This window comes from Anaerolineales bacterium (assembly GCA_003105035.1).
GTDB lineage: Bacteria > Chloroflexota > Anaerolineae > Anaerolineales > UBA4823 > FEB-25.
In genome coordinates, this window is record PQAL01000003.1 from 1 (window position 1) to 17,131 (window position 17,131).

Annotated in this window: 20 protein-coding genes; all 20 read right to left on the reverse strand. The window is 53.7% G+C overall.

Annotation, left to right across the window (positions count from 1 at the left end):
* Positions 1 to 554 (reverse strand): gfo/Idh/MocA family oxidoreductase (locus tag C3F13_01265; protein ID PWB56195.1); only part of this gene is annotated, 554 nt, incomplete at its 3' end.
* Entirely contained in the window at positions 551 to 823 is a 273-nt protein-coding gene (gene moaD, locus C3F13_01270; GenBank protein ID PWB56196.1) for a molybdopterin synthase sulfur carrier subunit, read from the reverse strand. The genes moaD and C3F13_01265, both read right to left, overlap by 4 nt.
* Positions 820 to 2,664, reverse strand: coding sequence for an aldehyde ferredoxin oxidoreductase (locus C3F13_01275; GenBank protein ID PWB56197.1), 1,845 nt, complete (start codon positions 2,662 to 2,664; stop codon positions 820 to 822). Before C3F13_01275 ends, moaD begins: the two co-directional genes overlap by 4 nt.
* Positions 2,665 to 2,681: 17 nt before the next feature.
* Entirely contained in the window at positions 2,682 to 3,560 is an 879-nt protein-coding gene (locus tag C3F13_01280; GenBank protein ID PWB56198.1) for a succinate--CoA ligase subunit alpha, read from the reverse strand.
* Positions 3,561 to 3,563: 3 nt separating this feature from the next.
* Complete coding sequence (gene sucC / locus C3F13_01285; protein ID PWB56199.1) at positions 3,564 to 4,790, reverse strand: succinate--CoA ligase subunit beta; 1,227 nt, start codon at positions 4,788 to 4,790, stop codon at positions 3,564 to 3,566.
* Positions 4,723 to 5,058 carry a hypothetical protein gene (locus tag C3F13_01290; GenBank protein PWB56200.1) on the reverse strand — a complete coding sequence of 112 codons (336 nt, stop codon included), beginning with the start codon at positions 5,056 to 5,058 and terminating at the stop codon, positions 4,723 to 4,725. Before C3F13_01290 ends, sucC begins: the two co-directional genes overlap by 68 nt.
* Positions 5,059 to 5,088: 30 nt before the next feature.
* Positions 5,089 to 6,078, reverse strand: a complete 990-nt coding sequence (locus C3F13_01295) for a hydroxyacid dehydrogenase (GenBank protein ID PWB56201.1) — start codon at positions 6,076 to 6,078, stop codon at positions 5,089 to 5,091.
* Between the two features lie 15 nt (positions 6,079 to 6,093).
* Positions 6,094 to 7,617: a hypothetical protein gene (locus C3F13_01300; protein ID PWB56202.1), complete on the reverse strand. Its 1,524-nt coding sequence runs from the start codon at positions 7,615 to 7,617 to the stop codon at positions 6,094 to 6,096.
* A 123-nt stretch (positions 7,618 to 7,740) separates the two neighbouring features.
* Positions 7,741 to 8,460, reverse strand: coding sequence for a hypothetical protein (locus C3F13_01305; GenBank protein PWB56203.1), 720 nt, complete (start codon positions 8,458 to 8,460; stop codon positions 7,741 to 7,743).
* 84 nt (positions 8,461 to 8,544) lie between these two features.
* Positions 8,545 to 8,922, reverse strand: coding sequence for a cupin domain-containing protein (locus C3F13_01310; protein PWB56204.1), 378 nt, complete (start codon positions 8,920 to 8,922; stop codon positions 8,545 to 8,547).
* Between the two features lie 82 nt (positions 8,923 to 9,004).
* Positions 9,005 to 9,781: a GntR family transcriptional regulator gene (locus C3F13_01315; GenBank protein ID PWB56205.1), complete on the reverse strand. Its 777-nt coding sequence runs from the start codon at positions 9,779 to 9,781 to the stop codon at positions 9,005 to 9,007.
* A 29-nt stretch (positions 9,782 to 9,810) separates the two neighbouring features.
* Positions 9,811 to 10,458 (reverse strand): 2-dehydro-3-deoxyphosphogluconate aldolase, encoded by a 648-nt coding sequence (locus C3F13_01320; protein PWB56206.1) that lies wholly within the window; start codon positions 10,456 to 10,458, stop codon positions 9,811 to 9,813.
* Between the two features lie 2 nt (positions 10,459 to 10,460).
* Entirely contained in the window at positions 10,461 to 11,441 is a 981-nt protein-coding gene (locus C3F13_01325; GenBank protein ID PWB56207.1) for a sugar kinase, read from the reverse strand.
* Positions 11,442 to 11,504: 63 nt separating this feature from the next.
* Positions 11,505 to 12,650 carry a sugar kinase gene (locus C3F13_01330; protein ID PWB56208.1) on the reverse strand — a complete coding sequence of 382 codons (1,146 nt, stop codon included), beginning with the start codon at positions 12,648 to 12,650 and terminating at the stop codon, positions 11,505 to 11,507.
* Positions 12,651 to 12,667: 17 nt separating this feature from the next.
* The gene (locus C3F13_01335) at positions 12,668 to 13,342 is read right to left on the reverse strand and encodes a bifunctional 4-hydroxy-2-oxoglutarate aldolase/2-dehydro-3-deoxy-phosphogluconate aldolase (protein ID PWB56209.1); all 675 of its coding nucleotides are present in this window, start codon (positions 13,340 to 13,342) and stop codon (positions 12,668 to 12,670) included.
* A 56-nt stretch (positions 13,343 to 13,398) separates the two neighbouring features.
* The gene (locus C3F13_01340) at positions 13,399 to 14,058 is read right to left on the reverse strand and encodes a dimethylmenaquinone methyltransferase (GenBank protein PWB56210.1); all 660 of its coding nucleotides are present in this window, start codon (positions 14,056 to 14,058) and stop codon (positions 13,399 to 13,401) included.
* Positions 14,059 to 14,080: 22 nt separating this feature from the next.
* Positions 14,081 to 15,052, reverse strand: a complete 972-nt coding sequence (locus C3F13_01345) for an aldo/keto reductase (GenBank protein ID PWB56211.1) — start codon at positions 15,050 to 15,052, stop codon at positions 14,081 to 14,083.
* Positions 15,053 to 15,066: 14 nt separating this feature from the next.
* Positions 15,067 to 15,369, reverse strand: a complete 303-nt coding sequence (locus C3F13_01350; protein PWB56212.1) for a hypothetical protein — start codon at positions 15,367 to 15,369, stop codon at positions 15,067 to 15,069.
* A gap of 11 nt (positions 15,370 to 15,380) precedes the next feature.
* Positions 15,381 to 16,331: a hypothetical protein gene (locus tag C3F13_01355; GenBank protein ID PWB56213.1), complete on the reverse strand. Its 951-nt coding sequence runs from the start codon at positions 16,329 to 16,331 to the stop codon at positions 15,381 to 15,383.
* A 21-nt stretch (positions 16,332 to 16,352) separates the two neighbouring features.
* Positions 16,353 to 17,111 (reverse strand): 2-deoxy-D-gluconate 3-dehydrogenase, encoded by a 759-nt coding sequence (locus C3F13_01360; GenBank protein PWB56214.1) that lies wholly within the window; start codon positions 17,109 to 17,111, stop codon positions 16,353 to 16,355.
* Between the last annotated feature and the right edge of the window lie 20 nt (positions 17,112 to 17,131).

Consider the following 17,131-nt stretch of genomic DNA (forward strand, 5'->3'; position numbering starts at 1 on the left):
GAAACCGCCTCGGCTTCACCGCCATACCAGCGTAAGAGGTCAATCATATGGATATCCTCTTCAGAATAATGATCGAAGAGAGACGGATTGACTGCGCGCTCACGGTGTTTCTCTGCCACGCATAACGTCACCTGGTGACCAGTAAACAGGTCTTTCGCCTGTTTATACAATGGGGAAAAGCGGCGGTTGAAGGCGATCATGAACACCCTGCCACCCCGCTCAGCCACATCACCCAGGAGGGCCGTCTCCCGGCTGGAAAGCGTCGCCGGCTTTTCCACCAGCACATCCACGCCCGCCTGGAGTAATGTCCGCACGATTTCAAAATGGGTAGGCGAGGGGGTCAATACCACGGCTGCCTGAAGGCCTTGACAGATAAAATCCGGTAGATCGGTGACCCCACTGGGTATTTTATAAAGGTTGCGGTACCGATCAGCCGTCTCGGGGCGGCGGCTCATGACAGCCGCCAGATCCGCAGTCTCCAGGTTAGCCAGCACCGGCAGGTATGCTCGCTGAGCCATTCGTCCCAGCCCAATTATTCCGATCCGTGTTTTCATATAATTCCGCTGGTGCAGCAACCGCCGCTAATGTGCGGAAAAACCATGACCTCATCATCTGGCGTGACCAGCCTGTCTGGCGGCACCTGACTCAAACCGGTCTGGTTTATCACCGCAATATTCTTTTGTTCATCGAGATCCAGCCCCAAAGCGAGCAGCTGATTAAGCAAATCAGCTACTGTCGCATTGTCTGGCAGGCTGAGGGTGGTGCTCGCCATCCCCATTTCCTGGCGAAGCCCACCTAAAAACTTTACCGTGATTGCGATCATACCAGTGCAGGTATCTCCGCCAGACCAAGTTTTTCTAAGGTTTCAGGGCGCGGGTGACCCTGGGCATCCCAGCCCCTCACGGCATAGTACTCGTCGAGCATCACATCCAACATCTGGTTGCTGATAAAATGCCCCTCCGCCGGGCCGTTGGTCACTGCTTCACTCATACGCGGAGGTAGGGCATCATCCTGTCGGGTGATGCCCTCGCGCACCATAATCTGGCGTTCCAGGTTAGATATGCGCTCGCCAATTGTCATCAGCTCCGGAGCAAAATTGTAACCTGTGATGGCTAGCATCGTCTCTGGCGTGGGGGCGGTACTGAACTTGTACGCCCCACGCACCACGGTGCATAAGCCGAGGCTATCGATGTAGGCGCGGTTGTCCTGGAGGGTCTTAACCAGCTGCCCCTTCCCTTCCACGGCGTACCGGTCGTATTTCTTACCCATCAGTTCCTCGCTCACTGTATAGCCACCCACATTGTGGCATGCGCCTCGGACAGAGGTGGCGTAGGCCAATCCCATACCGTGGAAGCCACGGGGATCATAGGCGGCAAAAGTCATAAATTTTGATTGAAGGATATATTTTCCCCATTCAGGCCGGGCCTGGATAATACCCCTGGCGCCGTCGGCGATAATGGCTCCTAAGCCGCGCCGTTGTGCGATGAACCGGAGCATTTCCAGCAAGGCTTGCCCATCACCAAAGCGAACTTCCAGCCCATCGTTATCCTGTGCAGAGACCAAGCCGCGCTCAAACAGCTCCATCGTCATCGCCACCAGGTTGCCAGCCGTGATGGTATCCATGCCAAGCTGATCACACAGCTCGTTGGCAGCAATGACAGCCCCCATATCATTGATGCCACAAGAAGGACCTAACAAACCGATGCTTTCAAATTCCGGCCGCGCTTTCGCACCGGCAAAAGGACCTTCTTTGACTTCTCCCATCTGCCCGCAGGCTACACTGCAGCGGTAGCAGGCATAATTACGCACGTGGTATTGGTCATGTAAGGTCTGCCCGTAGACACCCTGCACTTTCTCAGGGAGCTCCCAGGAGGTTTGGAAATTACGCGTGGGCATACAACCAAGTGCATTGATCGGCTCAACCAGCTGGGCGGTGCCCAACTCGCGGTGCTTTGCACGCGATGTCTTCAGGTCAATGTTGGCGTTTTTCGCGATCTCTTTGCACATGGCGGCGTCGGCCAGGGGCACGGGGACATCTCCCCAAACAGCCATAGCCTTGACTTTTTTCGAGGCCAGCACCGCACCACCACCACCCCGGCCGAATGCCCGCCCATCATCCACAAAGATGGATGAGAATGCCACGCGATTTTCTGCAGCTGGTCCGATGCTCATCGTAGCCCATTTCGGCTTGCGATCGGGCAGCTGTCCCAGCAGCCTTGCGCGAGCTTCCATCGGTTCAAGCCCTTGCCAACCGTCATCGTCCAAAAACTTCACGTCCTCTTTCTCAATTACCAAAGCCGTCCAGCACTTAGACACACCTTCTAAAATCAAACCGTCAAATCCGGCTTCGCGCAAGCGCGGCCCAAAATTTCCGCTGGAATTGGAGCACAAATAACGCCCGGTCTCCAGCCCTTTGGTCGTCAGCTCAAACTTGGTAGTGGAAACCAACGGAGTTCCCGTCATCGGGCCGACAAAGAAAGCCATTTTATTTTCAGGATCCAGCGGCTTGACCTGCGGAGACACCTCCCGCGCATACCACTCGGCTCCCAGGCCACGCGCGCCTAAAAATAGACGCAGCTTCTCATCTGGAATAGTTTCGATCGAATATTGCCGGGTGGTCAAATTTATCCTGAGCAACCGACCCAAATAGCCACCTGAAAACATAGGTACCTCCTAAATTATTACAATATGCGTTGCTTCAATAACATCGGGATTTGTGACGGCGTATCCGCAATCGTCACGCCTGCTTCACGTAAAGCCTTTATTTTTTGTTCGGCTCCTCCGGAGCCTGAGCGAATGATAGCACCTGCATGCCCAAACCGGCGCCCTGCGGGTGCCGCCCGCCCGGCAATAAGGGCCACCACCGGTTTGCTCATGGTGGCAATATACTCAGCTGCCCGTTCCTCGGTAGTGCCCCCAATTTCACCTACCAACGCAACACCTTTTGTCGCCGGGTCAGCTTCAAAGCGCTTTAGGACCTCGACGAATTCGGTGCACACCACCGGATCACCGCCGATGCCTACTGCAGCAGTTTGGCTTAGGCCAGCTTCAGCCAAATTGGCGATGACCTCATAACTCAGCGTGGCACTACGGCCTACCACACCCACTCCCTCTGCAGTACCCTGGCGAAAGATACTCGCAGGAATAATCCCGAGCTTACCGATACCCGGCACAAAAAGACCGGGACAATTAGGGCCAATCACCGTTACGCCGGAACTCCTTGCGCGGGCTTTGATCTCCATCGTATCTCGCATGGGGATATGCTCGGTGACGATGACAATCAGTTGCAGCTTGCAATCGATGGCTTCCATGGCAGCCTGGCGAGCTGCAACCGCTGGAACAAATATCACGGAAGCGTTTGCTCCTTCATTTGACACGCAATCTGCTACCGTATTATATACAGGTAGACCTTCAATAACTTGTCCGCCTCGGCCGGGCGTTACACCCGCTACGAGCGGAGTGCCAGCTTCGAGCATCCAATGTGTTTGCGCTTGTCCGACCCTACCAGTTATGCCTTGCACGATAGCGCGGGTCGATTTGTCTACCCAGAAAGCTGCCATTATCTAGCTCACCAATCCTGCTAACCTGGAAACAGCATCCTCGGTCTGCACCACTCGGATTACATGGACATTCGGCGCCGTTTCCAGCATAGCCCAGGCTTCTTCCTGTTGATTACCTAAAATCTTCACCACCAACGGACGTTCGCCTGGAATCGTTTGCAACGCAGCGACAATCCCTTTCGAGGCTTCCAGCATGCGGTTAATTCCACCATATAAATTAATGATTGCCCCGCGTACCTGAGGTGGTTCCATGATAAGCTCCAGCGCCCCCTGCACCAGAGTTGCGGAAATGCCACCGCCAGTATCCAGAAAATTCGCTGGATTAAGACCTTGTTGCTTGAGCAAATCAATTGTGCACATTCCCAGGCCAGCACCGCTGGTAATCACGCCGATATCGCCGTCCAGCGGGACATAAGACACACCCAATTCTCGGGCGCGTAATTCGCGGGATGAGAGCGACGAGCGGTAAACTTCTGCCAGCTCCGGATGGCGTGGCAAGCTGTTATCGTCCACCTCCAGTTTGCAATCCAGCAGAGCGAGGCTGGCATCGGTCAGGACTGCTAAAGGATTGATTTCCAGAAGAATTGCATCCAGGTCGGCAGCAGCACGGTAGAGCGTCACCAGCACGTGGGCCAAGGCTTCGATATTGACGTCTTCAACCCGGGCTTGGCTTAACCACTGGCGAACCCGGTATACCGGTAAAATATCACCTGGCTCTACCGGCAATTGCCAGATGGCCTGATGACCACTTTGCGCAGTATTCTCAATATCCATACCGCCAGCAAAGCTCACCACCAGGTCAATCCTATCTGAAGCAGAATTGGTAATCACGCCTGCATAGATCTCGCGGGTGATTGGCATGGCTTTCTCAACCAATACCGTAGTCACCTGACAGCCCAGCAACTCATGACCTAAAAGGCTGTGGGCGGCCTCAGTGACAGCCTCAATGGAACTGCACAGCTTTACTCCGCCAGCTTTGCCACGCCCGCCCGTCGGTATCAATGCCTTAACTGCGAAGGCCAAACCACCCAGCTCGCGGGCAACTGCTGTGGCTGCCTCGGGCGTTTGAGCCACCTGACCAGGCGGGACCTGCAGCCCGTAAGCTGCAACCAGACGTTTAGCCAGATGTTCAGAAATGATCAACTTATTTCCTCGGTGTGTCTCAATACAGCGGTGGTGCAAACACGCATAATATGAATAATGGCGTGGATTCTGGATTACACAAGGCATGGGCAACCCCTGGGAGAGCAAGGGCTACATCACCTGGCTCCACATCCTCCCACTGGTCACCGATCTGAGCCTGGCCGCGCCCAGAAATAACAAAATGGATTTCTGTCTCGCCCTCGTGGGCATGGGAAATAAACTCACCACCCGGCTCTATGCGTAGATGGTGAGCACTCATGGCTTCGGTTTCAACGCGGGTAACCAGATCCCTTGAGAAGCAGTCTATCTGCCCAGGCTCAGCTGGCCAGGCACGGGTTGCACCATGTATGATCATCGTCTTCTCCTTTAGTGAAGTGCCGGCGTTTTACAGAGGGCCTTGATTCGCGACCGCATACGCATCGGGATTGACCAATCCGACCGGTTTTTCACCGCCCAGTACCTGGACGATGTTTTCCGCGGCCATCCTCCCCATGCGTAAAACGGTTTCCGTGGTTTGGGCACCCAGATGGGGTTCCAGTAACACCTTGTCGCCCAGATGCAGCAGGGGGCTATCCTTGGGCGGCTCATCAGCAAACACATCCAACCCGGCACCGGCCAGGCGATTTTCTGCCAACGCTTTATAGAGAGCTGCTTCATCGATCAGTCCACCCCGGGCGGTGTTAACCAGGTATGCGCCGGGTTTCATGAGGCTTAATTCTTTCTCACCAATTAGTTTCTGCGTATCCGCCGTGAGCACGGCATGCAGTGTGACAATGTCAGACTCAGCCAATAACTCGTTCAGCTCCACAAAGCGCACATGGTGTTCATCAGCAAAGGCCTTGTCCTGGTAAACATCATAGGCCAGGAACTTGACCTGGAAGCCTTCCAATCGCACCACAACTTCTTTACCAATGCGGCCGAGGCCGACTAATCCGACAGTTTTGCCCGCCAGCTCAGTTCCGATAATGCGACTCCACCCACCCGATTTCACCACCATGTCATGATAAGCCAGTTTCCTGGTCAACGCCATAATCAACGCAACCGTCATTTCGGCTACCGCCACCTGATTCGCACCGGGCGTGTTGGTTACAACCACACCGGCGCGTGTAGCAGCAGCGACGTCTATATTGTCCACGCCCACGCCATGTTTTGCGACCACCTTCAGGCGAGGCGCGGCAGCAATTACCGCGGCGGTCATGGCATCATTGCCAACCAATATCGCATCGACATCACCGACAAGTGAAATCATTTCTGCTTCTTTGAGTGGCTGATCTTGCTCCGGTGTAACAATCTCATAACCAGCATCCTGAAGGACCCGCCAATGATCGCCTTGCATTTTACGGAACGAACGCGCCGTCACGAGCACTTTTGACATTATCTATCTCCTGTATCACGGTAGTGCACTGAATCGATTGAATGGGTCTTGCATTCTATCATGCATGTCTTTGAACATATCAAATAAATAATCGTAGCGTGGCTTGGTGGTAAGGTTTGGCTGGAAGGTTGGCCCCAAGCGGATCGTACGTTCAGCGCCGGTACGCTCATCGGGGTACACCCCCGCGCCCACTCCGGCCAAAATCGCCGCGCCGAGTACACTTCCCTCAAAGACCTGGAATGTGACTACCGGTTTCTGATAAATGTCAGCCTTAATTTGAGACCAAAGGGCGCTCTGCGCACCACCGCCGGTCGTGCGTACCTCGGCCACGCTATTTCCAGCGGCCTCAATGGCTTCCAGGGCACGTCTGAGCTCAAAGGTTACACCCTCCATAATCGCCCGGGAGATGGCACCCTTGTTGGTGCGCAAGCTCATGCCAAAGAAAACGCCACGCGCATAAGCTGTCCCAAAGGTCCGCTCGCCCATCATGTATGGGAAAAACAGCAGACCTTCCGCTCCCGGCTCAACAGCTGCGGCATAATCATCGAGTATCGCATAGGGCGAGCGACCTGTCTGGCGACCCTGGGCGATTTCCTCCTGGCAGAAGGAATCCTTGAACCATTTCAATGTCCCGCCGGTCGAGTCAATAATCCCAAACGGAATCCAGCCCGGCATTACATGGTGTAAATTCATCAAGCGTGCATCCTGGACAGGTTCACTGGTGAACACGGATAAGTGTGAGGCGGTTCCGGTGATATCACAGGCTGAGCCTGGCTGGGTGATGCCGGCGGCCAGGAGCGCACACAGCATGTCTCCCCCACCGGCAACTACGGGTGTGCCTGGTAACAAACCGGTTGCAGTTGCTGCTGCTGAGGTTACGGTGCCAATGACATGTGCAGCTGGGTAGGGTGGAGGGAGTTTGTCCATGTCCAATCCCATCCGGCTAACCATATCTTCAGACCAGGTTTCGCGCTTAGCATCTAAGAGAAAAGAGCCAGATGCTTCTGAATAGTCAATCGCCGCAACCCCGGTTAGACAGTAGTTGATAAAGTCTTTGGGGACGACAAATTTCCAAGTACGCCGATAGATTTCCGGCTCATTAACCTGCAGCCACTTGATCTTGAATCCAAACCAGGAGGCAGCCGGTGGCGAACCTGAGATAAGTTGAGCCGAGGCCGCATCGGGGCGCAGCTTAAATTCATTGACCAGGCTGGCGCTACGCTTATCACACCACAGCTGCACACCATGCGATATCAGCTCGCCTCCAGGGCCTAGAGGCACCGTTCCATGCATCTGACCACTGACACCCACGCCTAATACCTGTTGGGGTGAGATCGCGGCCTTCTGTAACACCGATTGGATGTTTGCGGCCGTCGTATCCCACCACACCTGGGGATCCTGTTCGGCCCATCCTGCACGCGGTGTCTGTAAAATTAACTCCTGAGAGCTGCTGGCAATCACCACGCCAGTCAGGTCAATCAGTGCTGCCCGGCTGCTCTGTGTGCCGATATCTATACCGAGTAAATACTTATTGGCCATAGTCGTCTCCGTGTATCAATTCAAGCAAAACAAAGTCCCAAGGTATGCAGTGGAATTTAGTTAACTAGCCAAATAACACCTGGAGATGGTGCGCATGATTTACCGAAGGGACAAGGGGATTTTTTAATATCGGTGGACTATCTTTCCCAGCGGGAGATTCATCTCAATAATGCCGTAGTAGCCGCAAATAATGCGCTCAGGCTTCAGAATGTCCAGGGGGTCAATGTCTGAGTGCTCAAAGGAGATGGAGCCACGCCCCTTAAAGAAATGCCCAGGTAAAGCGTTCACCGTGCCGGCGGTCAAGACCAATTGTCGCAGCGGCGGCTCGCCTTCTTCAGCAGCAGGGATGTTTTTCAGAGAAAATACTCCCGAGGTTCCCCACGGAATATCGTCATAACTGGCAGGCTCGTCAATCGTGGTCTGAATGGTTAATATCTTGGTGCCGACCCGCTCTACCTCTCCGCGGGCAATTTCCTTATCCAGGCGCACATTGATCGTCGCCAGCTTCTTGCAGAACCCCCAGATTTCCCGCCCTGCTGCCAGGGGGATTTCAGTGGTCACATACAGATAGGGCTCATATGTGCCCACGTAGTCTTTAAATTTTGCCTGGACATAGATGCAGGCTTCTCCACAGGCTCCTTGAGTGCCCATTGGAACCCAGGATACGAAGGCGATAACATTGTTACCCCACGGCTCCATTGGTTCAGGTAATACGGAGCGAATGGCATCCAGGTTGGCTTCATACTGGACCATCACCACCTGCGCATCGCGCCAGATAAGGGGTGGTTTTGAATACAGCGGTGCTATTACGGGGTTGGTGTAACCCCACTGTTCGAGTTTCATGGCATCCTCCTGTAGTTTATTTATCTCTTAATAATAATGTCTACTCTAACGCTGCTTATCGCGATTCAGATCATACACTACGGTTCACTTTTTCTGGATCGTTATCCAGAAAAACTCTAGCGGTACACTGTTTGGATTGCGGGTTGTGTGGAACGGTCCGAAGGGGACGTAGAAGGTGTCACCTGCAGCAACTTCATATTCCTTGTCTTCAACACCCATGATTCCCTTACCACGCACAAAGTAATATATTTCTTCACGGTCCGGGTGAACATGGCCCTTGGTTTTGCAACCAGGATAAACAATCGTGTAGCCAGCGTGAAGAACGCCTCCCTCGGTGTCTTTCGGGAGGACAAGATTGAACACGTCGCGACGGATCTGGTCACCTTCTTCGCGCAGTAGTGCAGCAAAGCCACTTGCGCCTGTCTCAACCGGAACCTTGAACATCTCAACCATTTTCTCCATATTACTATCTCCTTAGTTAATGAATGTACCGATTTTGTCTGAACCGTGTGTTGGCTGCCAAGAATGTTCATGGATTCTTGGCTTATATGGGAGTTATCTCCAATTTCTCACTCTCCATGAGTAATCTCATGCGGTCGCCGCGATGACGGGATTTGTAATAATCAATTGGTCGTCCATCTTCCAGATACACAGTACTTTCAATCATTAACAGCGGGCTGCCAACTTTTACGCTGAGTAGTTGAGCTTCTGCCTCATTCGCCCCAACCGCTTCAACGAAACTCTTGGCTCGATAGGTTTTATAACCCGCACTCTCTCGCAGGTATTTATACAAACCGGTATGGGTCAGGTCGGCCTCCAGCAAGCTCGGGCATAATTCGTATGGAACATAAGAGTTCACGATCACCACGGGAAGGTTTTGGACATAACGCACCCGCCGGATTTCGATGACGGTCGCGTCGGGGTCAAGCTCGAGTTCACGAGCCACCACCAGCGTGGGTGTGATGCGGTGCAATTCTAAAACCCGGGTAACCACCTCAAAGCCGCGCTCAACCATATCGTCATAGAAACCAATCGGCCGGTTGACCAGGCCCTCGATCATCTTAGGCTCAGCGACAAATGTACCACAGCCCTGCTCACGGCGAAGCAAACCGAGAGTCACCAGGGCATCCAGAGATTTTCGGATGGTAGTCCGGCTGAGTGAGAAGTACTCACATAAATCCTCTTCCACGGGAATCTGCTCGCCGACCTTCCAGTTTCCGGATTCAATTTCCTGCTTTAATAATTCAGAGAGCTGGTAGTGGTAGGGAACCGGTGTATCCCGTTTTATTCTAGTGGAATCGAGCGACTCAAGCCGGATCATGATGGATTTATCCCCTTTCTACGGATGATTCATTTCCCGCGTGCACGTTGGACAGCTTCGGCAAAGCGCTGGGCATGCGCTGTCAGGCCTGCCCAGTTTCTTTCCTTGATCAGTTTTGGATCAGTTAAACTTGCGCCGACTGCCACGGCAGCCGCACCTGCGGTGATAAAGGCGGGAATATTATCCAGGGAGACACCACCCGTGGGCAAAAGACGCACATACGGCAGTGGGCCGAGGATGTCCTTGATATATTGTGGGCCGACGGTGGAAGCCGGGAAAACCTTGACGATGTCGGCGCCACACTCCCACGCCGCTAAAATTTCTGTGGGTGTAAAAGCACCCGGCACGATAATCTTGTTATATCGCCGGGCTAACTCGATCAGGGCGGGATTAAAGTTTGGCGCCACCAGGAACTGCGCCCCAGCCAAAAGCGCTGCTCGGCCGGTCTCCGGATCCAGTACGGTACCCGCACCAAGTAGGATTCGGTCTCCCCACTCTTGAGCAATCGTATGAATGGCGTCCAGTGCATTGGGGGTTCCCATGGTAAACTCGATCACCCGCACGCCACCTGCCTCGATGGCCTCTGCGATGGGCACCAGCTCAGCTGGCTCCTTTAAGCGGACAATCGCCACAAGCCCGTGATCCAACAAAAATCGTAGTTGTTCATCTTTGTTCATCATTACCTCTGTATCTTGGTCTGTACGTTTTCGACCTGTGCTTTAAGTTCGGCTGGGGTTACCCAGGTGTAATCGCCAGGTATTGAATGCTTGATGGCTGCCAGGGCATCACCATAGGCCACAGCCTTATTAAGGTCGCCAGTCAGATAACCAAAGAGAAAGCCGGCATCATATGAATCGCCGGTACCCATCCGGTCGATCAGTTCCAAACTGATGGTTCTCCCCGTGTAAACTTTACCATCGGCAAGGGCCAGGCTGCGCCAGATATTGCGAAGAACACTCGGTGCTTCGCGCAGGGTGATCGCCACTACCGGCACATTCCACCGCCCGGCAATTTCCCGGGCTACCTCTTCAGCCTCCCCCTCGAGACCCAAGACCGCATTCGCTTCATCCAGTGTGGTAAATAAAATGGTCACATCCTTGAGCAAGCCGGTGATGCATTCCCGCGCCGCTTCCTTTGACCACAGCCGGGCGCGAAAATTGATGTCAAGGCTGACCACGCACCCAGCTTGTTTGGCCGCGGTGATTGCCTCTACAGAGGCTTCAGCACAGCTTGCGCTAAGCGCAGGGGTGATGCCGCTGATGTGAAAGGCTTTTGCCCCATTCAGTATAGTAGCCCAATCCACTTCACCGGGCTTCAGTTGGCTGATAGCGGAATGCGCCCGGTCGTATATCACCTGGCTGGCGCGTGTAGAGGCACCCATTTCATAAAAGTATAATCCTACCCGGCCATCCTTTGCCCATATAATGTTGGAGGTATCAACGTTTTGTTCCCTTGCCCGGTTCGCAATCATCCGCCCCATTGGGCTATCGACCAGGCGGGAGACCCAGGCAGTCCGCATACCGAGCCGCGCCAATCCAGTTGCGGTATTCAACTCGGCACCACTAATACCCACTTCAAATTTGTGGGCCTGCTCAAGACGTTGAAAATTCGGCGGTGTAAGCCGGATCATCGTCTCTCCGAATGTTACTATGTCATACATTATCTAAGGATCCTTTCACAATCAATCTATGTTAGCCTGCCAAGCCTATAATTCGTTTATATGCTACCTTGTTGCACGAACACCGGCGCTGGATAATGCCCGTTTTACTTCAGCCAGTACCGCTTTTTCATCGATCATCGTAATGTCACCGGGCGTTTCCTGAACCAACATTCCATGGGCTGCACCCCACTGGACGGCTGCATCCAAATCCTTGCCTTTAAGCAGCGCAGCCAGCACCCCGGAGGCGAACGAGTCGCCACCACCCGTGCGGTCAGCGATGGGAATATCCCGGCGGATAGGCGCCACGTGGAGCTTATCTTCGGCTGTGTCGTAGAGCACGCCTCCCCAGCTCACCAGGTCAGCATTGGTTGCTCCCCGCCATTGCGTACCAATCAGGCTGAGATTCGGAAAATCCTTCGCAACTTTCCGCACCGTCTGCTGATAAGCATCCAGCCACGACTCAAAGGATGCATCGTCCGGCACCGGTGTAGTATAGCCCAGCGCATCTGACAGGTCGCTATCATTACCGACTAAGAACCCAAGGTACGGAGTGATCTTCTGGTTGATTTCCCTGGCGCGGTTCTTATTGGGCTCGACCTTGGAGCGGTAGTTCAGGTCGGCAGCCACGAAGGTGCCCAGCTCATTTGCCTTACTCACGCCTTCCAATGCCAGGTCAGCCGAGGTGGGCGAAATGAGGGTGAAAATCCCACCCGTGCTGAATACGCGCACGCCTTCTTTACCAAACAAGCCATCCCAATCCAGGTCACCCACGCGTAGCTCGCGCACCGCTGAATGAGCACGGTAATAGAGCGTATCCGAGGGAATAACCCCTTTACCGGCATAAGTAAAATTGAGCCCGTTCATCAGCGTGCCCTTGGAATCCGTCGAAAAGCGGGAACCGTCATTCTTGGTGTTGTACCAGATAATTTTGCTGGTATCCACCCCTGCAGTACGGAGCTGATTGCGGATATTTTTGCCAATATAGTCATCCACCAGAGCGGTCAGGACAGCCGTTCGCAGACCAAAAGTATATGCGAGGCCACAGGCCACATTCGTCTCACCGCCACCCTGGAAGACGCGCATCTGACGGGCCAATGCCGTAGGTACATCATAGGGGTCCAGGCGAAGCATCACTTCACCCAGAGCAACCCCGTCGTAATGACAGGCTTCTGCTGGCTTGATTTCGCGGAAATTTACGATCTTGGCCATGTTGGCGTCCTTAAGACCTATTTTTTCCGTGCTTCGCGAATCCAGGCGAGCACCTGCGCCACGCGCCCTGAGATTGCTTCATAGTCACCCGCATCAATTAAGTCCTTGCGAACGAGGTTTCCTCCAATACCCACCACAGTGACACCTGCCTTAAACCAGGCGGTGACGCTTTCCTGCGTGGCTTCAACACCACCAGTGGGCATGATGCGTGTCCAGGGGCACGGCCCAAGAATGGATTTTACAAATTGCGGGCCGCCTACCGAATCGCCTGGGAAGACCTTGACGATCTCCACACCCAATTCTTCTGCTTCCGCAATTTCGGAAGCTGAGCCGCACCCGGGGCTGTAAGGGATTTTACGTCGATTGCACAGGCGCGCTACTTCCGGGTTGAGGTTAGGCCCGACGATAAAGTTTGCCCCACTGGCGATATATAGTGCGGCAGTAGGTGCGTCGACGATTGAGCCGGCACCAAGGATAACTTTAGGAAGTGTTTTAGCTACATACTGGGAGAGCTCGCTGAAGACTTGCGGGGCAAAATCGCCGCGATTGGTAAACTCGACGGTACGCACCCCACCCGCGGCACAGGCTGCCACGATTTTCTTGGCGACATCAACATCCTTGTGATAAAACACCGGAATGAGACCCGTATCGACCATTGCGTTCAGTACTTCTAATCTGGGAAAACTAGCCATAGGTATTCATACTCCTTAATCGATATTTATCGTTATCGTTCAAGTTTACGCCTTGGTTAAATGCGCTGGTATTTTTCAAGCCCTTTGAGCAGCGACTTGGTCTCGTGAATCAAGCGAGTTTGCTCACGCTCGCGATCCTCGATATCCTGCGCATCCTTGAGCACGGCTTCCACCAGGTTGGATAGCACCACGATCACGCCATCCCGGTCTCCCACGATCAAATCGCCAGGGTTGACAGTGACCCCTCCAACGTTAACTGGCTCGTTGGCTGCTACCGTCTTGAACCTTCCGACTGTCGTGGCCGGGCAAATGCTGCGGGAGAACACAGGGAAACCGAAATCACGCTCAATCTCTTCTACATCCCTCACACCACCATCCAGTACCGCCCCCTCGATACCGTTAACTACTGCGCCAGCCGTCATTAGACCACCCCAGACTGCAACATCACGGAAGCCGTCAATGGCAATCACGATGACACTACCCGCTGGACTCTGATCGATGAGCTCCAAAGCATGGCTGGGAGGGATCCTCTCGGTAGTTGGTTCTTCGCGCACGGTCACTGCGGGTCCAACGATTTTGACCTTCATGAAAGGCTTGATCTCATGGTCCATATGGCCAGAGAACCCCAACCCCCACAACGCATCAGCTACCGAAGCGGTGGTAATCTTGCGAAAGGCCTGGATAATTTCAGGCGAAATGGCACTTTGTACAGTCATTTTTCATCCTTTTTCGCAAGCATCATTCTTTCGGCAAGGCCAGGTCATGCGCCGCCAGTAATTTGTCCAACAACTGGCTGTCTTCAACAGGGAGAGCCCATTCGCCAGCCGCGACTGTCTCTTCGATCTGAGAGGGCTTACGTGCGCCTACGATCGCCGAGGTGACTTCCGGGCACCGCAATACCCATGCAATAGCCAATTGCGCCACGGTCAAGCCGTGTTTGGCAGCAATCGGACGTAATTGTTCTACCAGCTCCAGGTGAGTTTTGAGCCGAGGATCCTGAAAGTCCGGGTCAGTTAAGCGGTGGTCATCGGCTGCTAAATGTCCCAGGCGATCCTGGAATTTTCCAGTGAGTAACCCTTTTTGCATTGGACTATAGACCACCACCCCAATCTGGTTGGCAGCACAATATCCCATCAATTCCCTTTCAAAGTCGCGTTTCAGCATGCTGTAAGGTGGCTGGAGGGACGCGACGCGATGGATCGGTTGGACTCGCTTGAGCTGCTCAACGCTGAAGTTGCTGACGCCAATGTAACGAACCTTGCCTTCCTTTACCAGGTCAGCCATCGTACTCCAACCTTCTTCAATATCCTCATCCGGGTTCGGCCAGTGGATTTGGTATAGATCGATCTCGTCCACTCCGAGACGGCGAAGGCTGGCATCAAACTGAGCGCGCACGCTCTGTTTCTTTAATTGGGCAGTTACTTTCTTGGTTGAATCCCATACCAGGCTGCACTTTGTCGCCAGAATAGGCCGACGGGGAAGTTTCTTCAACGCCATGCCGACCACTTCTTCGGAGTGGCCCAAGCCGTAGACTGCCGCGGTGTCAATCCAGTTTATGCCAAGCTCCATCGCCCGCACAATCGTACCCACGGAGGCTTGATCGTCCTGCGGTCCCCAACTCCATACCCAATCACCCCCGCCCAAGGCCCAGCTGCCATAGCCAATGGTCGTGAATTGTAGATCTGTCCAGCCCAGTTTTCTCGTTTGCATATGTCTCCAGTCCTTTATGTGGCCCGCTGTGTACGGACGAGGATCGTATTGCGTAACTTACTGACCGCTCCTTCAAAATCACTAAAAGCGTCTTCGGCCTCTTGAGACCCTGGTTGCGCGGCTTTCAACGCCTCCACAGCTTTCCAGCAACGCTCGATCATTGGCTTGGCCTCAGCGGTGCGGATAAACAAGGTCGTTTTGGCTTCCTGTAAATCCTTGACGAGCAGTTTCATCTCTTCTTTGTGTTGAGCCGCTACTACGTCCTCCAGGCTTATCGCCGTTTCTAGCACTTGGTCAAATAATGTCTTGTCTGCCACGCTTCACCTCGTTATGCTGAAATAACCTGATACTCAGATTCACTCTTGACGCCCAAGCCCAGCTCAATCGCCCGCTTGATCACTGGCATCTCCCAGACCGGGGCTTGAATAAGGTTCTCGCGTGGGTAGGTCTGCAGGATCTTGACCCCTTCGACATCCAACGCGATCCGGTCACCGGATGCCAGGATGACATTCGGTTCGACCACTTCACCATTATCGGGGCCGCCGGTGATGAATGACTTGCGGCCATCCATGATGATCAGATCAGGCCCAACCGGTAAACTCAGCTCGATCATCTTCAGATACATGGGCTCGTCGGTCTTCCCGTTGTCAAAATCGGCATGCATATACTGCATCTCCACCGGATGCGTCAGGCCGACGGTAAGCTTGAGGCTCATGGTGAAGGTGGCCAGGAAATGGTGCTTCATGCAGGGGAGATATACGATCTTGTCAAAACTTTTAAGCGACTGGTGGTAAGCCACACCTTTCCACCATCTTGCTTGTTCACCCAAGCGGACTTCCATCCATGGTCCCGAGTCGAAATCAATCACCGGTAAATCCAATGCTTTCGCCGTTTCAAAGACGTCCATGGCCCTTAGCACCTTGCTTGTAGGCATCCATGGCCAGCCTGAGCGTTCGCCCAGGGTAAGGTTTGTGATGCCTTCACCACGCAGCACTTCGACCACCGCGGTAAGGAAACCCAGGTCTGTGGAAGCCGGATACGCATCGTCACTGTTAAAATTGGCTTTCAACAAGACCCGGTCTTGCGGCTGGAGTGCTTTGCGCACACCGCCGATGGCATCCACTGCAGCTTTTACCGCAACCTTGAGGTCACGGTCAGTGGTCACAGCTTTTGAAACAAGCGCGTGCCCATCACGAGTATATACATTTACGGGGCGATGCCGCCAATCGTTGACTTCTTCCACCTTCCGCTCTAGTTTAAGATACTCTTCTTGACGCATATTGCCTCCTATTATTCTAAATCATCGAGCCAGGAATGCACCATCGACGGGCAGGAGAACGCCATGCACATAGTCGGATGCAGAGGATGATAGGAAAATTAACGCACCAACCAAATCCTCTGGCAAGCCCCACCGCCCGGCTGGAACCCGATCCATAATGAGTTTATTACGGGCAGGGTCTTCCATTAGCGGGATATTCATTTCGGTGGCCATATATCCTGGAGCGATGGCATTTACATTTATTCCCTTGCCAGACCATTCATTTGCCAGGGCTTTCGTCATCTGGGCTACACCCCCCTTGCTGGCAGCATAACCCACAGTCAGGTAACCTCCGCCAAAACTTAACAGCGAGGCGATGTTTACAATTTTACCGTGTCCTTGTTTCAGCATGTGCTGCCCGGCCAGCTGTGCAAGAAAAAAGACCGAATTTAGATTCACTTCCAAAACGATATCCCAATCGGCTTCGGTCATCGCTTCGGCCTGGCTCCAGCGAGTGATACCGGCATTATTCACAAGGATGTCCAGGCCACCCAGCGCCTTCACTGCTTCATCAAAACCACGCTTGAGCTCATCCCGGTGAGAGAGATCCGCTTGAACACCTACAACACGCTTCCCCTGAGCCCCCATCTCCTTGGCGATGGCTTGAATGTTATCCGCCATATCAATCAGCGCCAGTTCAGCACCTGCCTCATGTAAACCCTGTGCCATGCCTCGACCCAACCCACGCGCTGCACCAGTAATAATTGCTCTTTTCCCTTCGATCGAAAAACTGGTAGTCATTATCTCTCTCCTTGTGCTGT

What these genes read in the sequence shown, in the direction of transcription:
- C3F13_01325 (PWB56207.1), bottom strand. Translation starts at nt 11,441, where the DNA reads ATGTATGACATAGTAACATTCGGAGAGACGATGATCCGGCTTACACCG.
- C3F13_01320 (PWB56206.1), bottom strand. Translation starts at nt 10,458, where the DNA reads ATGAACAAAGATGAACAACTACGATTTTTGTTGGATCACGGGCTTGTG.
- C3F13_01280 (PWB56198.1), bottom strand. Translation starts at nt 3,560, where the DNA reads ATGGCAGCTTTCTGGGTAGACAAATCGACCCGCGCTATCGTGCAAGGC.
- C3F13_01290 (PWB56200.1), bottom strand. Translation starts at nt 5,058, where the DNA reads ATGATCATACATGGTGCAACCCGTGCCTGGCCAGCTGAGCCTGGGCAG.
- sucC (PWB56199.1), bottom strand. Translation starts at nt 4,790, where the DNA reads ATGCCTTGTGTAATCCAGAATCCACGCCATTATTCATATTATGCGTGT.
- C3F13_01295 (PWB56201.1), bottom strand. Translation starts at nt 6,078, where the DNA reads ATGTCAAAAGTGCTCGTGACGGCGCGTTCGTTCCGTAAAATGCAAGGC.
- C3F13_01315 (PWB56205.1), bottom strand. Translation starts at nt 9,781, where the DNA reads ATGATCCGGCTTGAGTCGCTCGATTCCACTAGAATAAAACGGGATACA.
- C3F13_01360 (PWB56214.1), bottom strand. Translation starts at nt 17,111, where the DNA reads ATGACTACCAGTTTTTCGATCGAAGGGAAAAGAGCAATTATTACTGGT.
- C3F13_01310 (PWB56204.1), bottom strand. Translation starts at nt 8,922, where the DNA reads ATGGAGAAAATGGTTGAGATGTTCAAGGTTCCGGTTGAGACAGGCGCA.
- C3F13_01345 (PWB56211.1), bottom strand. Translation starts at nt 15,052, where the DNA reads ATGCAAACGAGAAAACTGGGCTGGACAGATCTACAATTCACGACCATT.
- C3F13_01305 (PWB56203.1), bottom strand. Translation starts at nt 8,460, where the DNA reads ATGAAACTCGAACAGTGGGGTTACACCAACCCCGTAATAGCACCGCTG.
- C3F13_01340 (PWB56210.1), bottom strand. Translation starts at nt 14,058, where the DNA reads ATGACTGTACAAAGTGCCATTTCGCCTGAAATTATCCAGGCCTTTCGC.
- moaD (PWB56196.1), bottom strand. Translation starts at nt 823, where the DNA reads ATGATCGCAATCACGGTAAAGTTTTTAGGTGGGCTTCGCCAGGAAATG.
- C3F13_01330 (PWB56208.1), bottom strand. Translation starts at nt 12,650, where the DNA reads ATGGCCAAGATCGTAAATTTCCGCGAAATCAAGCCAGCAGAAGCCTGT.
- C3F13_01355 (PWB56213.1), bottom strand. Translation starts at nt 16,331, where the DNA reads ATGCGTCAAGAAGAGTATCTTAAACTAGAGCGGAAGGTGGAAGAAGTC.
- C3F13_01335 (PWB56209.1), bottom strand. Translation starts at nt 13,342, where the DNA reads ATGGCTAGTTTTCCCAGATTAGAAGTACTGAACGCAATGGTCGATACG.
- C3F13_01300 (PWB56202.1), bottom strand. Translation starts at nt 7,617, where the DNA reads ATGGCCAATAAGTATTTACTCGGTATAGATATCGGCACACAGAGCAGC.
- C3F13_01275 (PWB56197.1), bottom strand. Translation starts at nt 2,664, where the DNA reads ATGTTTTCAGGTGGCTATTTGGGTCGGTTGCTCAGGATAAATTTGACC.